The 20,405-nt window shown below is 63.0% G+C and carries 18 protein-coding genes and 1 riboswitch; of the genes, 9 read left to right on the top strand and 9 right to left on the bottom strand.

The features are described 5' to 3' along the window. Nucleotides 1-74: 74 nt before the first annotated feature. Nucleotides 75-635 (top strand): low molecular weight protein-tyrosine-phosphatase, encoded by a 561-nt coding sequence (locus tag J3A64_RS21080; RefSeq protein ID WP_210065734.1) that lies wholly within the window; start codon nt 75-77, stop codon nt 633-635. Then, nucleotides 632-2,677, top strand: a complete 2,046-nt coding sequence (gene pabB / locus J3A64_RS21075; protein WP_210065733.1) for an aminodeoxychorismate synthase component I — start codon at nt 632-634, stop codon at nt 2,675-2,677. The genes J3A64_RS21080 and pabB overlap by 4 nt, the downstream gene beginning before the upstream one ends. Nucleotides 2,678-2,681: 4 nt before the next feature. Here the strand turns inward: pabB and cls are convergent, their stop codons facing one another. Continuing rightward, nucleotides 2,682-4,154, bottom strand: coding sequence for a cardiolipin synthase (cls, locus tag J3A64_RS21070; protein ID WP_014922927.1), 1,473 nt, complete (start codon nt 4,152-4,154; stop codon nt 2,682-2,684). A gap of 87 nt (nt 4,155-4,241) precedes the next feature. Here cls and J3A64_RS21065 point away from each other — a divergent pair, with 87 nt between their 5' ends. Both J3A64_RS21065 and J3A64_RS21060 read left to right on the top strand, forming a co-directional pair. Further along, nucleotides 4,242-5,183, top strand: a complete 942-nt coding sequence (locus J3A64_RS21065; protein ID WP_011776267.1) for an aminodeoxychorismate lyase — start codon at nt 4,242-4,244, stop codon at nt 5,181-5,183. A gap of 255 nt (nt 5,184-5,438) precedes the next feature. Continuing rightward, nucleotides 5,439-6,893 (top strand): amino acid permease, encoded by a 1,455-nt coding sequence (locus J3A64_RS21060; RefSeq protein ID WP_210065731.1) that lies wholly within the window; start codon nt 5,439-5,441, stop codon nt 6,891-6,893. 283 nt (nt 6,894-7,176) lie between these two features. Here J3A64_RS21060 and J3A64_RS21055 read toward each other — a convergent pair whose 3' ends face one another. From J3A64_RS21055 to J3A64_RS21035, 5 genes are all read right to left on the bottom strand, one after another. Next, on the bottom strand, nt 7,177-7,659 hold the full coding sequence (locus tag J3A64_RS21055; RefSeq protein ID WP_011776269.1) for a carboxymuconolactone decarboxylase family protein: 483 nt from the start codon (nt 7,657-7,659) through the stop codon (nt 7,177-7,179). A gap of 9 nt (nt 7,660-7,668) precedes the next feature. Beyond that, nucleotides 7,669-7,812 (bottom strand): hypothetical protein, encoded by a 144-nt coding sequence (locus tag J3A64_RS21050; protein WP_011776270.1) that lies wholly within the window; start codon nt 7,810-7,812, stop codon nt 7,669-7,671. 124 nt (nt 7,813-7,936) lie between these two features. Next, nucleotides 7,937-9,010, bottom strand: coding sequence for a PLP-dependent cysteine synthase family protein (locus tag J3A64_RS21045; protein ID WP_011776271.1), 1,074 nt, complete (start codon nt 9,008-9,010; stop codon nt 7,937-7,939). Beyond that, nucleotides 9,004-10,572, bottom strand: coding sequence for an aromatic amino acid ammonia-lyase (locus J3A64_RS21040; RefSeq protein ID WP_014922929.1), 1,569 nt, complete (start codon nt 10,570-10,572; stop codon nt 9,004-9,006). Before J3A64_RS21040 ends, J3A64_RS21045 begins: the two co-directional genes overlap by 7 nt. After that, nucleotides 10,572-11,900, bottom strand: a complete 1,329-nt coding sequence (locus J3A64_RS21035; RefSeq protein WP_210065729.1) for an NtaA/DmoA family FMN-dependent monooxygenase — start codon at nt 11,898-11,900, stop codon at nt 10,572-10,574. Before J3A64_RS21035 ends, J3A64_RS21040 begins: the two co-directional genes overlap by 1 nt. 154 nt (nt 11,901-12,054) lie before the next feature. Here J3A64_RS21035 and J3A64_RS21030 point away from each other — a divergent pair, with 154 nt between their 5' ends. From J3A64_RS21030 to J3A64_RS21010, 5 genes are all read left to right on the top strand, one after another. Beyond that, nucleotides 12,055-13,755, top strand: coding sequence for a SulP family inorganic anion transporter (locus J3A64_RS21030; protein WP_210065727.1), 1,701 nt, complete (start codon nt 12,055-12,057; stop codon nt 13,753-13,755). Nucleotides 13,756-13,841: 86 nt separating this feature from the next. Beyond that, nucleotides 13,842-13,953, top strand: a riboswitch (SAM riboswitch). 13 nt (nt 13,954-13,966) lie between these two features. Further along, nucleotides 13,967-14,233, top strand: a complete 267-nt coding sequence (locus tag J3A64_RS21025; protein WP_210065725.1) for a DUF1737 domain-containing protein — start codon at nt 13,967-13,969, stop codon at nt 14,231-14,233. Next, nucleotides 14,230-14,640: a rhodanese-like domain-containing protein gene (locus tag J3A64_RS21020; protein ID WP_011776276.1), complete on the top strand. Its 411-nt coding sequence runs from the start codon at nt 14,230-14,232 to the stop codon at nt 14,638-14,640. Before J3A64_RS21025 ends, J3A64_RS21020 begins: the two co-directional genes overlap by 4 nt. Beyond that, complete coding sequence (locus J3A64_RS21015; RefSeq protein WP_011776277.1) at nt 14,641-15,849, top strand: O-succinylhomoserine sulfhydrylase; 1,209 nt, start codon at nt 14,641-14,643, stop codon at nt 15,847-15,849. It begins immediately after the preceding gene. 10 nt (nt 15,850-15,859) lie between these two features. Continuing rightward, complete coding sequence (locus J3A64_RS21010; protein ID WP_011776278.1) at nt 15,860-16,471, top strand: hypothetical protein; 612 nt, start codon at nt 15,860-15,862, stop codon at nt 16,469-16,471. Here the strand turns inward: J3A64_RS21010 and J3A64_RS21005 are convergent. The 3 genes from J3A64_RS21005 to J3A64_RS20995 form a co-directional block, all read right to left on the bottom strand. After that, nucleotides 16,468-17,658, bottom strand: a complete 1,191-nt coding sequence (locus tag J3A64_RS21005; protein WP_210065723.1) for a glutamate--cysteine ligase — start codon at nt 17,656-17,658, stop codon at nt 16,468-16,470. The genes J3A64_RS21010 and J3A64_RS21005 overlap by 4 nt on opposite strands. 188 nt (nt 17,659-17,846) lie before the next feature. Beyond that, nucleotides 17,847-19,370, bottom strand: a complete 1,524-nt coding sequence (locus J3A64_RS21000; protein ID WP_014922934.1) for a UDP-N-acetylglucosamine 1-carboxyvinyltransferase — start codon at nt 19,368-19,370, stop codon at nt 17,847-17,849. Between the two features lie 204 nt (nt 19,371-19,574). After that, complete coding sequence (locus J3A64_RS20995) at nt 19,575-20,309, bottom strand: siderophore-interacting protein (protein WP_210065721.1); 735 nt, start codon at nt 20,307-20,309, stop codon at nt 19,575-19,577. Between the last annotated feature and the right edge of the window lie 96 nt (nt 20,310-20,405).

The raw sequence follows: 20,405 nt of genomic DNA, 5'->3' as shown, positions 1-20,405 counted from the left end.
CTTTGACAGGAAAAGTGACTCACTTGTGAAGTTGCCCCTAGCCAAGAGGGGGCGCCATCAATCATGCTTGCTGCATGTACTCAACGACGAGCCCATACCGCATCATCACGGTCTGCACTGGAAACATCTGCCGCTCGCCCATGGCAGCGCTCATGCTCACCGAAGCCTTCGACGCGGAAGGGCTCGGCGAGCTTGTAGTGGTGGACTCTGCGGGCACCACAGGGTACGAGGTAGGGCACCCCATCGACCCCCGCGCCGCACGAGTCCTGACGGCCCAACACCTCGCTTCGGAGAACCACGTTGCCCGCGAATGGCGGCGTGAATGGTACGCCCAACGGGACCTGATCCTCGCCCTGGACGTTGATCACTTCGGCTGGCTCCAGGAAGGCGCCCCGGATCACGGTTCCCTCAAAAAAGTTCGGATGCTCCGCAGCTTCGATCCCCACATGAGAGGCCGCAGCTCCTTGGACCTCGGCATCGAGGACCCCTGGTATGGCGGCCACACAGACTTCGACAACACCTGGACGCTCATCAAAGCCGCGATCCCAGGGATAGTGCAACACACCAAGGCAGCAATCGCCTCCGCGGACGGAGCCTCAGGCCACGAGCACCAACAGGTAACCTCTATGACATGACCCCTGCACCCGTGATCATCGCTGTTGACGGCAGGTCCGGCGCAGGAAAAACCACCCTGGCCGTTGAACTGGCGGCCCGGTTGCGGCAGCACCACAAGGTTTCGCTGTTCCACCTGGAAGACATCTACCCCGGCTGGAACGGCCTCATGCCCGGCATTGAGCGCTATGTGGCCACAGTCCTCGCGCCGCTGAGCGACGGCCTGGCCGCGGAGTGGACCAGCTGGGACTGGGAAAAGCATTACGACGGCGGCCTGAACGTTACGCTGCCCGCCGAGATCGTCATCGTGGAAGGCGTGGGCGCTGCGGCGGACGCTGCCCGACCCATGCTGGATGCCGTGGTGTGGGTGGAAGCCTCCGGCGACGAGCGCCGGCGTCGAGCTTTGACTCGTGACGGAAGCACCTACGAACCGTACTGGGACAGCTGGGCGGCCCAGGAGGATGAGTGGCTTTCCACCGATCAGGTGATCAGCGCGGCCGACATCCACGTGAAGAACCTTGCCGACGGCAACGCCCCTGACGATGTCCTGCGAACCCTGATGTACCTGCCTTCGGTTGCTTCGATTTTGTCGCCGGAACTCAGTGCGCGGCGGGGACTTCAGTTGCGGTCCGAGCGCCTGGAGGCAGCGCCCGATGCGGCGCTCCTGTTCGAGACACTCTACGGCCGGTCCACCAACGCGGTATGGCTGGATTCTTCCAACGCTTCAGCCGTCGCCGGCCGATCCCAAGCGGCCGCCCGCAGCCGCTTCAGCATCCTGGCTGACGACGGCGGCACGTTCGGCCAGTCGGTCATGCACCGCTCCGGCGCTACCCAAGTGACGGCGGGGTCTGCCTCCGTGACCACCTCCGGGCCGTTCTTCCGCTGGCTCGATTCCGTCTGGGGCCGCCGCGCCGTCCGAGCACCCCGCGGTTACGACGGCCAGTTCACGCTGGGCTGGCTCGGGTACCTCGGCTACGAACTCAAGCGCGAAACCGGCGGCAACGATGTCCCCGCCGACACGCCCGATGCGGCGCTGCTCTTCGCCGGGCGTGCTGTGGTGATGGATCATCGCGAACAAACTGTCTGGCTGCTGGCCCTGGACGCACCCGACGCCGGGGAATGGATGCGCGAGGCTCGCACCGCCGTCGAGGCTGCCGCGGCCGGTCCGGTCTCTTCCGTCGCGGGCTCATTGAGTGCGGAGCCTGCCGGCGGCCCTGAGTTCGTCAGCCGGGACTCCGCGACGGATTACAAGCGCAAAATCGCGGACTCCCAGCATGAGATCAGCGAAGGCAACTCCTACGAGATCTGCCTGACCACCACCTTGGAAGCCGCCGCCGGGAACCTGGATCCATGGAGCAGCTATCTGGCACTGCGACGCCGGAACCCGGCACCGTTCGCCAGCTACCTCCGCTTCGGCGAGCTGGTGGTCGCCAGCACGTCGCCCGAGCGCTTCCTCCGCATACTGTCCGACGGCGGCATGCGCGCCGAACCGATCAAGGGGACCCGGCGCCGATCATCCGATGCCTCCGAAGATGCTGCGTTGCGGCAGGATCTTGAGACGTCGCTGAAGGACCGAGCAGAGAACATCATGATCGTGGACCTTCTGCGCAACGACCTCAGTCATTTCGCTATCCCGGGTTCTGTGACGGTCAGCCGGCTGTGCGCCATCGAGAGCTACGCCACGGTCCACCAAATGGTGAGCACCATTGACGCGCATCTTCGTCCGGGTGCTCCGCGGGCGGAAGCCCTGGCCGCAGCCTTCCCGGCCGGGTCCATGACAGGTGCGCCGAAAATCAGCACCATGGACATCCTGGACCAACTCGAATCCGGGCCGCGGGGAATCTACTCGGGCGCCATCGGCTACTTCTCGCTGAACGCGGCCACGGACCTCGCAGTGGTGATCCGCACGCTGGTGGTAAACCCTGACGGCGCAGGCGGGCGAACCCTGTCACTGGGCGTGGGAGGGGCCATCACCGCCGATTCCGTGGCCGACGACGAGTACGAGGAAATCCGGACCAAGGCGTACGGCGTGCTGTCCACGCTGGGCGCTGACTTCCCCGGCTGAGTCTTTACTGGAGCGTCGCCGTCAATCTGGCCACGTTATCCACATACTTGGCCAACGGGGGTCTATCCATCCAGTCGTCCAACATAAGCTCACGGGACACCTCTCGATACGTGGACTCCACGGCCCGCATGAGGTTCACGGTTTCGGCGCCGAGGAGCATCACCGAGACCTCCATGTTCAGTGAGAAGGAGCGCATGTCCATGTTGCTGGAACCAAGAACAGCCACCTCGTCATCAATGGTGAAGTGCTTGGCGTGGAGGACGTACGGCGCCCGGTACAGGTAGATCCGCACTCCGGCGTCCAGCAAGGCCTCGTAGTAGGAGCGCTGGGCGTGGTGAACCAGGAATTGATCGCCCTTCTCGGACACGAAGAGTTCCACGTCAACGCCTCGCTGCGCGGCGGTGGTGATGGCGTAGAGCAAGGAGTCATCAGGGACAAAGTACGGACTGCAGATGGAGATTCTGTGCTGTGCGGAGTAGATCAGGGTATTGAACAAGCGAAGGTTGTTTTCGGTAGCGAACCCTGGACCACTAGGTACTACTTGGGCAGTGACACGGCCTGGAGCCGGCTGGGTCGGCAGGCGCAACTGGTCCTCAAGGGATTCGTCCGTTTCGCTGAGCCAGTCCGTGGCGAACACGACGTTGAGGGTAGCCACGATAGGCCCCTCGAGGCGGGACATGAGCTCAACCCATTTGCGGCCAATCTTGTGGTGCTTGGGATTGTTGTAAGAGGGCTCGATCAGGTTCTGCGAGCCGGTGAAGGCAATCTCGCCGTCGATCACCATGATCTTGCGGTGATTCCTGAGGTCCGGGCGCCGCCATTGACCATGGATGGGCAGCAGCGGAAGCATCCGCTTCCACTGGATCTTGCCTGCTTTGAGGCGGCGGATCAGGCGACGGTACCCCTTGACGCGCAGCGTTCCAATGTGGTCGAAGAGCAGCCTGACGGTGACACCCCGCTCAGCCGCCTTCTCGAGCTCGGTGAGCAGTTCGTCCGTCACGGAGTCACTGCTCATGATGTAGAACTCGGCGTTGATGTAGCTCTTGGCGCCCTTGACCGCTTCGGCCATGGCTTTGATGGATTCCTGGTACCCGGGAATCAGCTCAACCTTGTTGCCATCAACCATGGGCAGCGATCCGAGCCGATGGTTCAGCTCACCCGCCGACTTCACCCACTCCGGACCCGAGTAAACGCTCACCGGATCCGCAAGATCGGACGTTACGGCCCGAACGCGGCGATTTACTTCTTCCTGCTGCTCACGCCTGCGCTTGGACAACTTGAAATTGCCGAAAAGAAGGAACAGGACGAAGCCTACGGATGGGATGAGGAACACAGCCAAGAGCCAAGCCATGGCGGTGGTGGGACGGCGGTTGCCGGGAATGATGCCCAGAAGGACGATGCGCATGACCACTTCCGCAATGGCCCACGCGCCCAGCAACCAGGTCCACTCCTGGCCAAACGGAAAAGGAAAGAGCACGCGACAAACCCCCACGGTCCAAGAACAACAGTGACCACAGCCTATCCGGCAAAGTCATCCGCCACGGCCCAGCACTAAGCTGGGACCATGACTTCACCTGCTCCCACGGTCTTGGTCTTCCTTGACCCTGCCTTCGAAAACGGACGCATTGCCGACTCCAGCCAGCCCCAACTCATGGCTACGGACCTTGGCGCAACCCGAGGCGACGGCGTGTTCGAATCACTCCTGGCTGTTCAAGGACGCCCCCGCAAGGTCCAGGCCCACCTGAACCGGCTGAGCAGTTCCGCCGCAGCCCTGGACCTGGTTCTTCCGGAGCAGGATGCCTGGCGCAAGGCGATCGACACCGCCATCAACGAGTTCCGTGACGCGCACCCCTCCCCTACTCCGGAGGAGGACGAGGTTGTGGTCAAGCTGATCGTGACCCGCGGCGTTGAAGGCGCAGCCAGCCCCACATGCTGGGTGCAGGCTTCGCCCTCACCCGCGGGCAGCCGCCGGCAGCGCGAGACGGGCATCGACGTCGTACTTTTGGACCGTGGCTTCGACACCGAAGCCGGCGAGCGGGCACCGTGGCTGCTGCTGGGCGCCAAGACGCTGTCCTATGCGGTCAATATGGCGGCGCTGCGCTTCGCGCATAAGCAAGGCGCAGACGACGCGATCTTCACCTCCACGGACGGCCGCGTGCTGGAGGGCCCGACGTCCACCGTGTTGCTGGCGCACCTTGAAACAGTGGACGACGGCGAGGGTTCCGTTAAGACGGTTCGCCGCCTCATTACGCCGCAACATGACAGCGGAATTCTGCCGGGCACGTCTCAGGGGGCTCTGTTCGCAGCGGCGAAAGCTGCCGGGTGGGAGCTCGGCTATGGGCCGCTCGTACCGCAGGACCTGTTTGATGCCGACGCCGTATGGCTCATCTCAAGCATCCGTTTGATCGCTCCTGTGAATCACATCAACGGCAAGGAAATCGGCACACCGGCTGTTCGGAAGCAGCTCACCGCGGAACTCAACGAACTGTTTGCGGGGATCGAGTAAATCAGAGGGCTTCGGAGGCTGCTCGCCTACGAAGCCCCGCTAGGAACCTAGCAGGTCGCAAGTAGAGTAATTGCTCGCATGACTCAATGATTAGGAACTCTTAGTCTCGCCCATGAGCGTTCAGCGCGTTCAATCGCGTTTCTTATCCTCCTTGAAATGGTCATTCGTCATGTGATGAATCTTGTTCTCGTGTTAGTTGGATCACGTCCGACTGGTACTACTTCAGACTTTGCTGGCTAACTTCCCGGAGGGAATATGGGACTCAGCTCCCCCACAGAAGCCGAAGCATCGGCAACCGAGGCACAGCCCCAGACTGGCGCCTCACAAACAGGACTTCGCCGGTCCATGGAGGCCCGGCACCTGGTGATGATCGCCATGGGCGGCGTCATCGGCTCTGGACTGTTCGTTAGTTCCGGATACACCATCGCCACCGCCGGCCCGTTGGGTGCCGTGATTGCCTACCTCATTGGCGCCGTGGTGGTCTATTTGGTGATGGCATGCCTCGGGGAGCTCGCTGTTGCGTTCCCCGTCTCGGGTGCCTTCCACATTTATGCAGCCCGGACCATCGGCCCGGCCACCGGCTTTGCCACTGCCTGGCTCTACTGGCTCTGCTGGGCCGTGGCTCTAGGTTCCGAGTTCACCGCGGCGGGCCTCCTCATGCAACGCTGGTTCCCTGGCGTCGACGTCTGGATCTGGTGCTTCGTCTTCGCCACGGTCCTGTTCACCCTGAATGCCATTTCATCGCGTGTCTTTGGTGAATCGGAGTTCTGGTTCGCGCTCATCAAGGTCGCCGCCGTCGTCGGCCTGATCATCCTGGGCGGTGCCGCGCTTGCCGGATTCCACCCGCTCGCAGCTGGCGGATACCCCTCATTTGGCGAGAACTTCAGCACGCCGGACGGGCTCTTCCCGAATGGCTTCACCGGCGTCTTCGTCACCTGCCTGGCGGTCTTCTACGCTTTCTCGGGCTCCGAGCTGATCGGCGTTGCCGCCGGCGAAACGGCGAACCCCGGCGCGAACATCCCCAAGGCCATGCGCACCACGGTCATCCGACTCATGATCTTCTTTGTTGGTGCGATCGTGGTCATCGCGGCAACCATTCCGTACGAGAAAGTCAGTGTGGACGAGAGCCCGTTTGTCACGGTCTTCTCCATGCTAGGCATCCCATACGCTGCGGACATCATGAACTTCGTGATCATCACGGCACTGCTTTCCGCCGGCAACTGCGGGCTTTTCTCCTGTGCACGCATGCTTTTCTCGCTGGCCGACGAAGGCCACGCCCCCAAGGCCTTCCGTAAACTGACCAAGCGCGGGATCCCCATGGCGGCCCTCTGCGTCAGTATGCTGGGCGGCCTGGCTTCGCTGATCAGCAGCGTTGTTGCCCCGGCCACCGTCTACTTGGTGCTCGTTTCAGTTGCCGGTTTCGCCACCGTTGGTGTGTGGATGTCCATCGTCGCTTCACACTTCATCTACCGCCGGACGTTCATCAAGAACGGTGGCGACCTGAGCACACTCCCCTACCGGGCTCCCCTGTTCCCGCTGGTTCCGATCCTCGCGTTCGCACTGTGCGTGGTGTCGCTGATCGGCATCGCGTTCGACCCCAACCAGGTGGCTGCACTCTTGTTTGGCGTCCCGTTTGTGGGCGCGTGCTACGCCATCTTCTACTTCAAGTACGGACGACGCCGGTCGCTCAAGAAGGCGATTGACGCTTAGGTGCTTGTGTAGCGCGCTGCGGTCCCTCACCACCCACATTGAACCCGCGGCACCCCGACACACCGTGCAAGTGGAGTGGTGGGCAGCTTTTATGCCCAAAGTAGGTGGTGGCGGCCCGCGGTTTTGGAGGACTCACGACGGCGGCACACGCCTCGCCTGCCAACGCTTACGGCGGCGGCTTCCTGACCTTGTTGAGAAGCACATCAGCCCTTGGGCAACCTGTTGTGGTTGCCCAAGGGCTGATCTGGTGTGAAAGAGGGTCAGGACGCCGTGGGCTGCGGAACTACTTCTTGGCGACCCGCACGGGGTGCTCGCTCAAGATTGAAAGGCGATTGAAGGCATTGATCCCGATAGCCGCCATGCAAAGCACGCTGATCTGCTCGTCGCTGTAGTGCTGCCGTGCTTGCTCGAAAAGCTCAGGGCTTGGCCGCGAGGTACTCATACGGGTGATCTGCTCGGCGATCTCCATGGCCACCACTTCCGCGGGCTCGAAGAGTTGCACTTCTTTATAGACAGCAACCAAGGACAGCCGCTGCTCCGTTTCCCCATATTTCAGGGCACGACGATGGTGGAGGTCCAGGCAAAAGGCACAGCCGTTGATCTGCGAGCACAGGTAGTTGATGAGCTCAAGAGTGCGGCGCGGGATGCCAAGTCGGTCAGCTTCATCTACGAGCTGCTGGGAATAGTGGCTCAAAGTTGCGTAAAGATCCGGCTGTTGCTTGTCCAGGTAGCCGGCCAGACGGGGTTTTGTTTCCTGTTCGGGCATATTTGGAGCCTAGCGCAACGGGGGTTCCTGTCCCCGCTTCAGTTCCCGAATACGGAGGCGCAAGAAAATGATGGCGAGCACCAAGGCGTAAATCACCAAAGCGGCGACGGCCACCGTCACCACGGAGTAGAGAATCCCAACAAAAGAAAACAAAAAACCCCCAATTTCGCTACGGCAGGTGCCGTTCGGAACTTCAGATGCTAGCAGCCCACATGGAAGAAACCCGAGGGACGTGAGAGAGGGTGCACCCCAAACCCGAGGGACATGAGAGAGGGTTCTACTCGCGGGCGTCGCGGGCGGCCGGTGTGTCCGCGGCGAGCCGGATGCCGTGCTCCGCCAGCCACACCGGGTTGAAAGCCTTGCTCAGGTAGTTGGTGCCGGCGTCGGGCGCTATGGCAACCACCAGCGAACCGTGGGGTGCGGCCCGCGCCACCCGGACGGCCGCGGCCACAGCGAGCCCGGAGGACGGACCCAGCGCGAGCCCTTCTTCATCGAGCAGCCGGTGGACGGTGGTGTAGACCTCGTCGTTGGGAATGCGCAGGAAGCGGTCCACGATGGTGCGGTCGAAGGCCTTGGGCCATTCAGCCTCGGGCCAGGAGTTGCCCACGCCGTCCACCAGGATCTCGCCGGGATGGCCGCCGCTGTAGGCAGAACCGTAGGGGTCGGCGCCAACAACTTCCACGTGCCCGCCGGGCCGCGCGGCTGCCACGCGTTCCTTCAAGAACCGGCCGTTCCCGCTGATGGTCCCGCCGGTACCGATGCCCGCTACGAAGTGGGTCACCAGGCCACCTGTCTGTTCCCAAATTTCCGGGCCGGTGGTTTGGTAGTGCGCGGCGGGATTGGCTGGATTGTCGAACTGCATGGGCCGCCACGCGCCGGGTGTCTCAGCGGTTATCCGCGCAGCTACTGCGCGGGCGTTCTCAGGCGACTCGGATGGCGCGTTCCAGTCGGTCAAGATCACGCGGGCACCATAGTTGTGCAGCGCGGCGAGCTTCTCCTCGGAGATGGTGTCGCCTGTTACCACCACCACTGGGTGGCCTGTCAGGTGCCCAATGAGGGCCAGCCCAATCCCGGTATTGCCAGACGTACTTTCCACAATTGTGGCGCCGGGCTTCAGTTCCCCGGATTTCTCAGCCGCCCGAACCATGCTCAGAGCTGTCCGGTCCTTGATGGAGCCGCCGGGGTTTTCGGACTCGAGCTTGATGTGGATGGTGCTGCCCAGCCCACGGCTCAGCGACTCCAACTTAACCAGTGGCGTGTTTCCGACCCTCTCCAGGACCGAATCGTCCAATCCGTCCGGAGGCCCGGAAGCCGCGTGAACACCATGTTTGCGAATCGCTGTACTCACCACGTCTTCTCTCCTTCCTCAGAAAATTCCCGGCCAACGGCATCCCGCAGCTCAGTCCGCGCCCGTTCAACCAAGTCGGGCGCCGATGGCCGGTCGGCCAGCACGTCAGCCAAGCGGCCCACGACGGCGCCGGTACCCTTCCCGAGCGGTTGCGCGGCTCCCGCTTCGAGCAGCAGGTACGACGCCGTCAGCGCTTCGATCACCAAGAGCTTCTCCGCTGCGTCCAACGATTTTTCGAGTTGCTGCAACGCGAGCGGTGCCAGCGTTGAATGGTCTTCGACGTCGGCCGAGAGGGTTGGTGCGCCGAGCGTCGCCGGGGCAGCAAGGGCCTTGAGCTCGGCCAGCAGTCCGGCGGCGGAGTACCAGAGCAGCCCGGGAAGTTCCTCCTGTGCAAGGTCCGATTCCCCGGAGGCCGCAGCCTGCAAGTGGCGTGCCCGAATAGCTCGTTGCGGCGGATACAACTTGGCGATGCGCCGTTCACTGGAAATGCCGACGTGCGCTAAGGCCAGCCGCAGCCCCTCAAAGGCGAGGGCCAGCTGCATGGGCTGGAAGTTCCCGCCGGACACCATGTGCCCGGATTCGACATCAACCAGGGGATTATCCCCACGGCCGTTCAGCTCCACGTCCAAGGCCGAAGCAAGCTGCCCAACAAGCGATCGGAAGGCCCCGTGCGTCTGCGGTGCGGCCCGGAACGACAACGCGTCCTGCACCGACACCTCCGGACGAACATCTTCCAACCACCCGCCGCTCAGCAGGCGACGCACAGCAGCAGCCGAGTCCCGCTGCCCGTCCACCGCCTTGGCCGCCTGGATTGCCGGCGAAAACGGGCTGAGGTTCCCGCCGCCGTCGTACCTTGCGATCGTCTCCAGCGAGAGGGAAAGCGCGACGTCGGCCAGCTCGGCCAAGTGCTGCAGCCGCAGCAATGCGAGGGTTCCAACGCCCACCGAATACGCGTTGGCACTCACCAAGGCCAGGGCCTCCCCCGGGGCGAGGACAAGGGGCTGGAGGCCGGCGTCGGCGAGCGCCTTGGCGCCGGGGACCAGCGTGCCGTCCGCGTCGAATGCTTCACCTTCACCGATGGCAACGGCGGCGACGGCGGCAAGCTGGGTCAGGTCCGATGAACCCACCGAGCCTTCGCGCGGGATGGCGGGAAAGACGCCGCGGTTGAGCAGTTCCGCATAGAACACTGCAGTTTCCGGTCGCACACCTGAACCGCCGCGGCTGAATCCGATAAGCCGGGTGAGGATCACGGCGCGGGCAGCGGCGCGGTCCAAAGACGAACCCACTCCGCTGTTGTGGTACCTGACCACCTGGACTTGATAGGCCAGAAGCGACTTCTCCTCCACAGCGGTGTCGCGGCCGGAACCGAGCAAGGTGTTAAGTCCATAGACCCGCTGGCCGGAGGCGGCGGTCGACTCCACGATTTCCCGCGAGCGGCCTATCAAGGACAACGCATCTGGGTTGAGTTTCACATGAAACGTCGGATCTTCAGCCGCCAGCGCCACGTCCGCGGGGCGCACCGGAGCCGTTCCGATCAGGAGGGTTGGCGTTTCATGGGAGACCATCAGAAGTCCAGGAGGTTCTGCCGGAATCCACCGTTGCCGTAACTCTTCCTCAACAGGCCGCGCCGCCGCAGTTCCGGGGTGAGCTTGTCCAGTACACCGTGCACGGTCACTGGGTCCACAAAGCCGGAGAAAAGAAATCCGTCGCCACCTACGGCCGAGCCTGTTTCCTCTAGATAGTCAGCGATTTCGCCTACCGTGCCGATGATCGAGTCGCCTGCTCCGCCGCTGCGTGCCTGGAGGATTTGGCGCAGCGTGGAACCCGGAGGGGCTGCCTTGGCGAAGTGTTCCAGCGTGCCTTGGTTGCTGTTGGTGCTCAGCTCGGGAAGCGGGGCGTCGAGGTCGAACTGCTTGAAGTCGATGACGGAGAGGTAGGAAATTGAGTTGAGCTGGCTGTCGATGTCTCGCTGGGTGAGTTCCCGCCGCTGCGCCCGCAGCTCCTCTGCCTCGGCTCTGGAACCAACAACCGTGGGTTTCAGGACGAAAAGTACCTTGACGTCGTCGGGGTTCCTCCCCGCCTTGGCGGCTTCGGCGCGGATCGAATCCCGGTAGGACTTCATCCCGTCAACGCCCCGCGCCAGGGCAATGGCCACGTCAGCATGGCCGCCTGCGAATGCCTTGCCCCGGGGAGAGGCACCGGCCTGCACCAGCACGGGTTCTTCCGGCAAGGGCGCCGTGTTCAGCGGTCCCCGGACCTTGAAGAAGTCGCCCTCATGGTTGATCGGGTGCACTTTGCTGTGGTCTGCGAACACTCCCGCCTCAACATCCTCAAGCACAGCAGCAGGTTCCCAACTGCGCCAAAGCCGCCTGACGACGTCAACGAATTCCTCCGCTTTCTCGTAGCGGAGGTCGTGTTCGATCTGCTGATCCAGCCCGTAATTCTGCGCTGCGAGATCACTGCCGGAGGTAACCACGTTCCAGCCAAGCTGGCCTTCCGAGAAGTGCTGCAGCGTGGCCAGAAGCCTGGCGGCGGTGAAGGGAGGGTAGAAGGAAGCGCTGACCGTGGGCACGATCCCCAGGTGCTCCGTGGCGGAGAGAAGGTACGGAACCAGCGCCAACGGATCATGCTTGGGCGCGAAAGACGCGTGGGCCAATGAGACCTCAGCCGTACCGCCATACGTGTCCGGAACAGTGAGGGAATCCTCGATGATGAACAGGTCCAGCCCGGATCGCTCAAAAGCGCGCACGGCTTCCTGGTACAGGGCGGGTTTCTTCCAGTCGTAGCCCAAGCCGTAACCAGGAGTGCCCCAGCCTTGGACTCCGAAACCGTGGCCCACAAACCATCCAAAGTGCAGCATGGGCTTGAGTGTAGAACTGCTCTGTCCGTTCACCGCGACCTGATTTCATGCGAAGTTACAGGGGGTCGTACTGCGTCAATTATGCTCCCGGGGCGTCACATTTGGGTGGGACTCATGAGCGTTCGAATTTTCCACATACGGCGGGCTCCTTGTTCCGCAAACAGCATGGGTCGGGAATGATCGCTGTATGAGTTCACCCACCCGCACCTCCGCCAAGGACCGGCTTTCGGGCGTCTGGGCGCTCAAGGGATACAAGCGCGAATGGCTGCGGCATGACATCGTGGCGGGCGCTGCGTTGTTCGCCTTACTGGTGCCAGCCGGCATGGCCTATGCGCAGGCGGCCGGCCTTCCTCCCGTCACCGGACTGTACGCAACGGTGGTCCCGTTGCTGGTTTACGCCATTGTGGGGCCTTCCCGCATCCTGGTCCTCGGACCCGACTCAGCCCTAGCCCCCATGATCGCCGCCGCCATTGTGCCGCTGGCAGCTGGCAGCAGCGAAAAATCGGTGGCATTGGCCGGGCTGTTGGCTGTGCTGATCGGGGTGATCATGCTGGCCGGTTCTGCCCTGAAACTGGGAACCATTACCGGCCTGCTGTCCAAACCCATCCGGCTCGGATACCTGAACGGAATTGCGTTACTGGTGCTGTTGTCGCAGCTACCGGCGTTCTTCGGGATAGAGGCCGACGGCGACATCTGGGAGAAGCTCGCGAAGGTCACCACCGGGGTGCTCGGCGGTGGCGTCAATGTCACCGCCCTGCTGCTGGGTAGCGGTTCCCTTGCCCTCATTTGGATCCCGCGGCTGCTGAAGTGGAAGGTACCCGGCGTCCTGCTGGCGGTGGTCGGCTCTTGCGTTGTTACGGCGGTTTGGGGCCTGAACGACGACGTGAAGGTCACCGGAGTCCTGCCGCAGGGCCTCCCGATGCCCGCACTCGGGGGCATCGGCTGGGCTGATGCTCTCACGCTGCTTCCCGCTGCGGCAGGGATCGCCCTCATGGCCTTCGCGGACACCGGCGTCCTATCCCAAACATTGGCGGCCAAGGAAGGGAAGAAGGTCTCGGGAAACAGGGAAATGGCGGCGCTCGGGGCAGCCAACGCGGCCACCGGACTGCTGGGCGGATTCCCGATCTCCGGCAGTACCTCCAGAACCCCGGTGGCCGTGGATGCTGGTGCCAAATCCCAGATGACCGGCGTGGTGGGTTCCGTGCTGGTGCTGGCCTTCATGCTGCTGGCTCCCGGAGTGACCGAGTACCTGCCCTCCGCAACGTTGGCCGCCGTCGTCATCGCCGCAGCCATTGCCCTCGCGGACCCGGCCGGCGTGAAGCGGCTCCTCAGCCTGAGCCGCAGCGAATCTGTGGTGATGCTGGCCGCGTTCCTGGGCGTCCTCACCGTTGGGGTACTGCAGGGAATCGTGGTGGCCATTGCGTTGGCGCTTTTGGACTTCGTGCGGAGGGCCTGGGATCCGTACCGGACAGAACTCGGTGCTGAAGAAGGGCTCCCTGGCTATCACGACCTTGAGCGGCACCCCGATGGTGAACGCATCCCGGGACTTCTCATCCTCCGCTTCGATGCGCCGCTGTTCTTCGGTAATGGGCAGGTACTGGCGGCCTTTGTCCGGGAGCAACTTGACGAGGCACCGGATGAGACAACAGATGCCATTACCCACGTCATCCTCGCCGCGGAGCCCATCACCGGGATCGACACTACGGCGCTGGACGACCTCGTCACTTTGGATGAATGGCTGGCAAGCAAAGGCGTGGACCTGGTGTTCGCCGAACTGAAGGGACCTGTGAAAGACAAGTTGATCCATTTGGGCACAGCGGCCCGCTTTACGCCCGACCACTTCTTCCCAACGGTGGGCGCGGCAGTGCGTGCGCTGAAAAACGAATAAGGGATGAGCCGCCGATTACGCAACATGACGGCCCCGCAACAGCCCGCAAGTGCGGCCCGATGCCCGTGGATGTTACGTTTTTCTTGAGTAATGAGCACCAGCGCAAAGCCCTGACTTGCTGGTCGGCAACCCTCTCTCCGGCGGGGTGCCTCAGGTGACTACTCGGCGTATCGACAACTCGTACTGCAAGCGTGACTGAGGAGCACCAGCAATGCCTGAACCCACTGAAGAAAAACTCTCCTACCGCCTGATTACAGGCCCGGATACCCGTGATTTTTGCGAGCGCATCCACAACTCGCTCGCAGAAGGTTACGTGCTCCATGGCAGCCCGGCCGCCACGTTCAACGGCACCGACGTGATCGTTGCCCAAGCCGTTGTCCTCCCTGCCGCGATCGCCAGTGCGGATGCTGCGGTAGCCAACGCCGTCGATCAGCTGGAAAACTACGACGACGAAGCAGCATTTGAGGGCCACGCATGAGCTACGCAGGTGATCTGACCCCGCAGGACGCGTGGGCCAAGCTTCAAGAGGGCGCCATCCTGGTGGACGTCCGCACCGAGGGCGAATGGGCCCACATCGGCATCCCCGATACCAAAGCCACCGAGAACGACCCCCTGTTCATCCAGTGGAATTTGGCCGGCGGCATTCCCAACTCCCGTTTCATCGAGGATCTGCAGCAGCAGGCACCCGAAGACGACGGCGTTGAGCTGGTGTTCCTGTGCCGTTCCGGCCAGCGCTCCATCTCGGCCGCAATCGCCGCAACCCAGGCCGGCTTCACTGCCTACAACGTCCTTGAGGGCTTTGAAGGCGAACCGGACCGCTACGGCGAACGCACCGTTAACGGGTGGAAGAACCGTGGCCTGCCGACGAATTTGGGGACCGAGTAAGTGACTTTCAATCCCGACGCCGCTGGCTGGAGCCCTGACACCCAAGCCGTCCGCGGTGGCCTTGACCGTACCAATTTCCAGGAAACGTCCGAGCCCGTTTTCCTGAACTCCGGGTTCGTTTACGAGTCCGCAGCCGCCGCAGAGCGAGCCTTCACCGGTGAGGACGAACGCTTCGTCTACTCCCGCTACGGCAACCCCTCCGTGGCCACGTTCCAGGAGCGGCTGCGGCTGCTTGAAGGAACCGAAGCGTGCTTTGCGACGGCGTCCGGCATGTCCGCTGTCTTCACCGCTTTGGGTGCCCTGCTGGCTGCCGGCGACCGCGTGGTTGCCGCCCGCTCCCTGTTTGGCTCCTGCTTCGTGATCCTCAATGAGATCCTGCCGCGCTGGGGCGTGGAGACGGTATTCGTGGACGGCCCGGATCTGGAGCAGTGGCGTGAAGCCCTCTCCGAACCCACCACCGCGGTGTTCTTCGAGTCGCCGTCCAACCCGATGCAGGAGATCGTCGATATCGCTGCAGTCAGCGAACTGGCGCATGCCGCCGGGGCGACTGTCGTGGTCGACAATGTCTTTGCCACTCCGCTGCTGCAACGCTGCGGTGAGCTGGGCGCCGACGTGATCGTCTATTCCGGCACCAAACACATCGACGGCCAAGGGCGCGTCCTTGGCGGCGCAATCCTGGGCACCAAGGAATTCATCGACGGCCCGGTCAAGCAGCTTATGCGGCACACCGGTCCTTCGCTGTCCGCGTTCAACGCCTGGGTGTTGACCAAGGGCTTGGAGACCATCGGGCTGCGCGTGAACCACAGCTCCGCGTCCGCTTTGAAGATCGCCGAGTGGTTGGAGCAGCAGCCTGCCATCAGCTGGGTCAAGTACCCGCTGCTGAAGTCGCACCCCCAGTACCAGCTCGCCGCGAAGCAGATGAAGGCCGGCGGTACGGTGCTGACGTTTGAACTCTCGCCTTCAGCCGGTCGTTCAGCCAAGGAGGCAGCCTTTGCGTTGCTTGATGGCCTCAGCGTGATCGACATTTCCAACAACCTGGGCGACTCCAAGTCCCTCATCACGCATCCGGCAACCACCACCCACCGGGCCATGGGGCCGGAGGGCCGCGCGGCCATCGGGCTTTCTGATGGTGTGGTGCGACTGTCCGTGGGACTTGAAGATGTGGGCGACCTTATCTTGGATCTGGAGAAGGCCCTCAAACAGGTCTAACCTTGCTGCCATGAGCGGGAACCATCCGTATCGCCGTGCCGGAGCAGTAATTGTTGCCGGCACGGTGGTGTGGTTCGTCGGAATCTCGCCGGTCTCACGCGTCTACATCACCCCAGACGACGCCGAGCGCCTCCGCATGCTGCAAGCCGGCCAACGCGGCTGGATCACGGGGCAGCACCTTACCGCGGCAGGAACAGTTGCAGTGCCTGTGGGATTCGCAGCCTTCGCCCGTTCCATTCCGGACTCGGGCACCTCACACAGGAAGGCGAAGAAATGGGCTTATGGCGCTGCAGCCGCACTGCTTGCCGGCGCCCCGCTCTTCGTTTCCAGTCTTGCCCGGCGGGCTTCCGATATTGAGGGCTTCGCCTACCGCCGTGGATCCAACGCGCCGTTCCTGGCCTATTCCGGGCTGCATGTTGTGGCGTTGGCCGCGCTCGGCGGGAGCCTTCTATCCTTGCCTGTCAAACGATGGATCGGGGTTACGGCTGCGGCCTCCGCGCCCATCTACGGCGCCATCCTCGTGGCCAAGAAGGACATTCCGCCGTTCGCTTTCTACCTGGTTGAGGGACTCGCGGGCGCTTACCTGATCGCGTGGGAGCAGCCGGAAGAACGCGAGGCCTAAGGTCGCCTGACCCGGGTCAGCATGGGCGCCGGATCCTTATGAGCATCGGCGGCAGCACCGCGCACAGTCACCTTCGCAGCATGCCCGACGACGGCGGCCAAGGCTTCGTTGGTGGGCGGACTCCCCGGCTGGGTTTGACCGTCGTGCTGCCTTTTGTTGTAGCGCACCGCGGTTTCCCGTTGCTCGTGGGCGCCGTTGCCCCGGTCCAGTACGTCCGAAATCCCTGCTTTGACGAGCTCCAACTCACCTTGGTCGTCCAGTACGGGGCTCAGATAGTCAACCAGCGCCCACACGACATCCGCTGCTGGTTGCGGTAGGAAGTCTCCGAAGTCCAGGAGGTCTCCGCGCAAACCCGAATTGCTGGCCTGCCAGCTCGCCATTCGCAGGAGGGCCGTTGGCACCGCGGTGGGTTCGACGCCGTCGAGCATTTCCAAGGAAGCAGTCTCTACCAAAGCCCGCACCAGCACGGCCATCAGTGCGGCGTCCTCGGCCCGGAGGCAGACATCGGCGACGCGGACCTCCACGGTGGGGTGGTTACGGGAGATGCGTGCGTCGAAGTAGATCATGCCTTCGTCCATGATCACGCGCGTTTCCAAAAGACGCTTCACGATGCGTCGATAGGCAGTCAGCGAACCAAATACGGATGAAGGGCCGGATGTGGGCCAGCGGTTCCAGGCCTGGGTGCGGTAGCTGTCGAAACCCGTGGGAAGCCCCCGCCAGTAAGGCGAATTGGCGGTGAGGGCCGTCAGGACTGCGAGCTTGTCCCGGATGTGGTCCAGCACCACCACCCCTTCCTCGGGCGACTCCACCGAGGTGTGCACGTGGAATCCGCACGTCAGCTGCTCTGTGGCAATGATGCCGAAGCGATCCAACATCGCGGCATACCGGGGGTCCGGGGTGGTGTGGGTGTTGGAGGCCAGTGGAGACGTGGCGATCGCAGCTACCCGTGCTCCGTGCTGACGGGCGGCCTGGTTGGCCATGGCCCGTCCGCGGCGGATCTGCTGCAGGAGCTCCCCGTAGCTGTGGCACGGGCGGGTTTGGGTTTCGATCTGCTCCAGCTTGAGTTCGTGGCTGAGGCCAGACGTGGGTTCATCCTGGCCTGCCAGCAACGCGTCCGCGAGGGCGAGGGGCTCGCCCGTCACAGGATCGACGATGAGCAGCTCTTCCTCAACCCCGAAAGTCCGCATGCTCCATTCTGCGTCAGGAGGCCGAACGAAGACAGGGCTGCGGTGCTGTCCTCGACGATTCGCACCCCTTCCCGCCATCTGCACCAGAGTTACCTGGCGCGGATGGCGGAAACGGGTGCGCCGAAAAGCACCTAAGGGCGCGTCCGGCGCGAAAGGGTGCGCAAGAGATCCCGCACGAGGCGCAATCGTCAGTCCTGGAAGTACTCGATCTTCGCGCCGATGGTGTTCAGGCGCTCGGCGAGGTCCTCATAGCCGCGCTCGATCACGTAGATGTTGCGGAGCTCGGAGGTTCCCCGGGCAGCCAACATTGCCAGGAGCAGGCAGGCCGCGGGACGCAGGGCGGGCGGGCAGCCGATTTCCGCAGCACGCCACTTGGTGGGCCCGTTGACGTAGATCCGGTGCGGATCCAGCAGCTGCACCTGGGCGCCCAGCTTGTTGAGCTCCGTCAAGTAAATGGCACGGTTCTCATAGACCCAGTCGTGGATCATGGTCTGGCCCTCGGCGTTGCCTGCAATCACTGCAAAGAAGGGCAGGTTGTCGATGTTCAGGCCCGGGAACGGCATCGGGTGGATCTTGTCCTGCGGGGCACGCAGCTCGGATGGCTTGGTTGTTACGTCCACCAGCCGGGTACGTCCGTTGCGTGCCATGTATTCGCCGGAAATCTCGAGGTTCTGGCCCATCTGTTCCAGGGTGGCGAGTTCAATTTCCATGAACTCGATGGGAACCCTGCGGATGGTGACCTCGGAGTTGGTCACGATTCCCGCAGTGATGAGGCTCATCGCCTCGATGGGGTCTTCGGACGGGAAGTACTCGATGTCAACATCAATGGCTGAGCGTCCGGTGATCTTCAGCGTGGTGGTTCCGACGCCGTCAATGTCCACGCCCAGGCCCTGCAGGTAGAAGCAGAGATCCTGCACCATGTAATTGGGGCTGGCATTGCGGATGATGGTGGTGCCTTCACGGTGAGCAGCGGCCATGATGGCATTCTCAGTGACGGTGTCGCCGCGTTCGGTCAGGACGAAGGACCGGTCGTGCCCATCAGCGGGAGGCGCAGTCACGGAGTAGAAGCCGGACTTCGCCTCCACTTCAAGGCCGAACTGGCGAAGAGCCTGCATGTGCGGCTCCACCGTGCGCGTTCCGAGATCGCAGCCACCCGCGTAGGGCAGCAGGTATTCGCTGGTTTCGTCCAAGAGCGGCCCGAGCAGCATGATGACGCTGCGGGTACGCCGGGCGGCGTCCACGTCCATGGACTCGAGATCCAGGACGTCCGGGCGGCGCAGACGGAGGTCGCTTCCGTTGAGCCACGTGCATTCCATGCCAATGGACGTCAGGACCTCAACGATCCTGTTGACTTCCTCAATCCGTGCAAGTCGGCGCAGCGTGGTGGTTCCACGGTTGATCAGGCTCGCACACAGGAGCGCGACACCGGCGTTCTTGCTGCTGTTGACATCAACTTCGCCGGAGAGGGTCCGGCCGCCCTCCACGCGGAGGTGTGTCATTTGGGGCTTACCGACCTTGACTATTGAGCGGCCGAAAATGGCTTCGAGGCGCTCGATCATCCGGAGGCTCAGGTTTTGTTTGCCCTGTTCCATCCGGGCGATTGCGCTCTGGCTGGTGCCGAGCTCAGTAGCCAACTGCCCCTGCGTCCAGCCTTTTTCGCCGCGGGCGTCGCGGAGCAGGAGGCCTACATGTTCTGCGGTCGGTTGCGTCATAAGCAAAAAATATCACAAATGAGTTAGAAATGAAGGGCAAAACGCAGAATCAGCGGCATACATCACACGGTACCCATTCTGTGCGATATATCCCACTGCGGCGGCTCATCGTGGGTGAACGCTTTCCCTCAGTATTTTCGCGGGTTACGCGCCCCGCGAGCAATTCCACGACTAACCCGTGGGCGGCCAGGGCGCGCCGAAAGGTTAGACCCGCCAGTACCCCAACGCGTCAATCCGGTTCTTGTCCACGCCGAGTTCTTTCCGCAGGTACTTGACGATTGCGCGGGTACTTGACGCTTCGCTCGCGACCCAGAAGAAGTCGTCGGCTACCGAGACAGTGTTGGCCGTGAGCGCACCGCAGACTTCCTCAACCAGAGCGGCACCGTCGCGTTTGCGCGGAATCCAGGTGACGACGTCGGAATCGGCCGTCCGCACCTCAATCGAGGGGTCGGCGTCGTGCTGGTATTCAAGCCAGGCGGTCACTGGGGCGGCGCCCGCAGCAACACGCTGCCGCTCGTCCAGCAGCGAATTGATGGCAGGGATGGACGCGGGATCGCCCACCACCCAGATCCGGCGCGGAGCGGGTTCCGGGAAAGTGAAGGAACTCCCTTGGACGGTGGCACCGATGCTCTCGCCCGGCTGCGCAGAGCGGGCCCAACGGGCAGCAACGCCGTGATGCATCGCGAAATCCATGCTGAACGTCCCGGCCGCCGGGTCGGGGTTCACCAACGTGTAGGCGCGCTGGTGGGCCTTGCCGGAATCGTTGAACCACAGCCGGATCCACATGGTGGGATGGATGCCGCTGCGCTCCAGGAGTCCGCCGTCACGCACATGAACGCGCAGGAAGTCCGGGGTGATCTCTTCACTGCCCGTAACCTCCAAAGTGAAGTCCTTGGCGCCCATGACTTTGAGGACGACGCCTTCCCAATTGCGTTTCAAGCAACACTCCTTCACGAAGGTCCACGATTTGTGAACGGGACCAAAGCCATTTATCTTGAGCTTAAGTAAGCCTAACCTAAGCTCGAAAGCGGCCAG

Source organism: Pseudarthrobacter sp. PvP004 (genome assembly GCF_017876035.1).
Taxonomy (GTDB): domain Bacteria; phylum Actinomycetota; class Actinomycetes; order Actinomycetales; family Micrococcaceae; genus Arthrobacter; species Arthrobacter aurescens_A.
The sequence above is the reverse complement of the archived record's forward strand: the minus strand, read 5'-3'. Positions and strand labels throughout refer to the sequence as shown.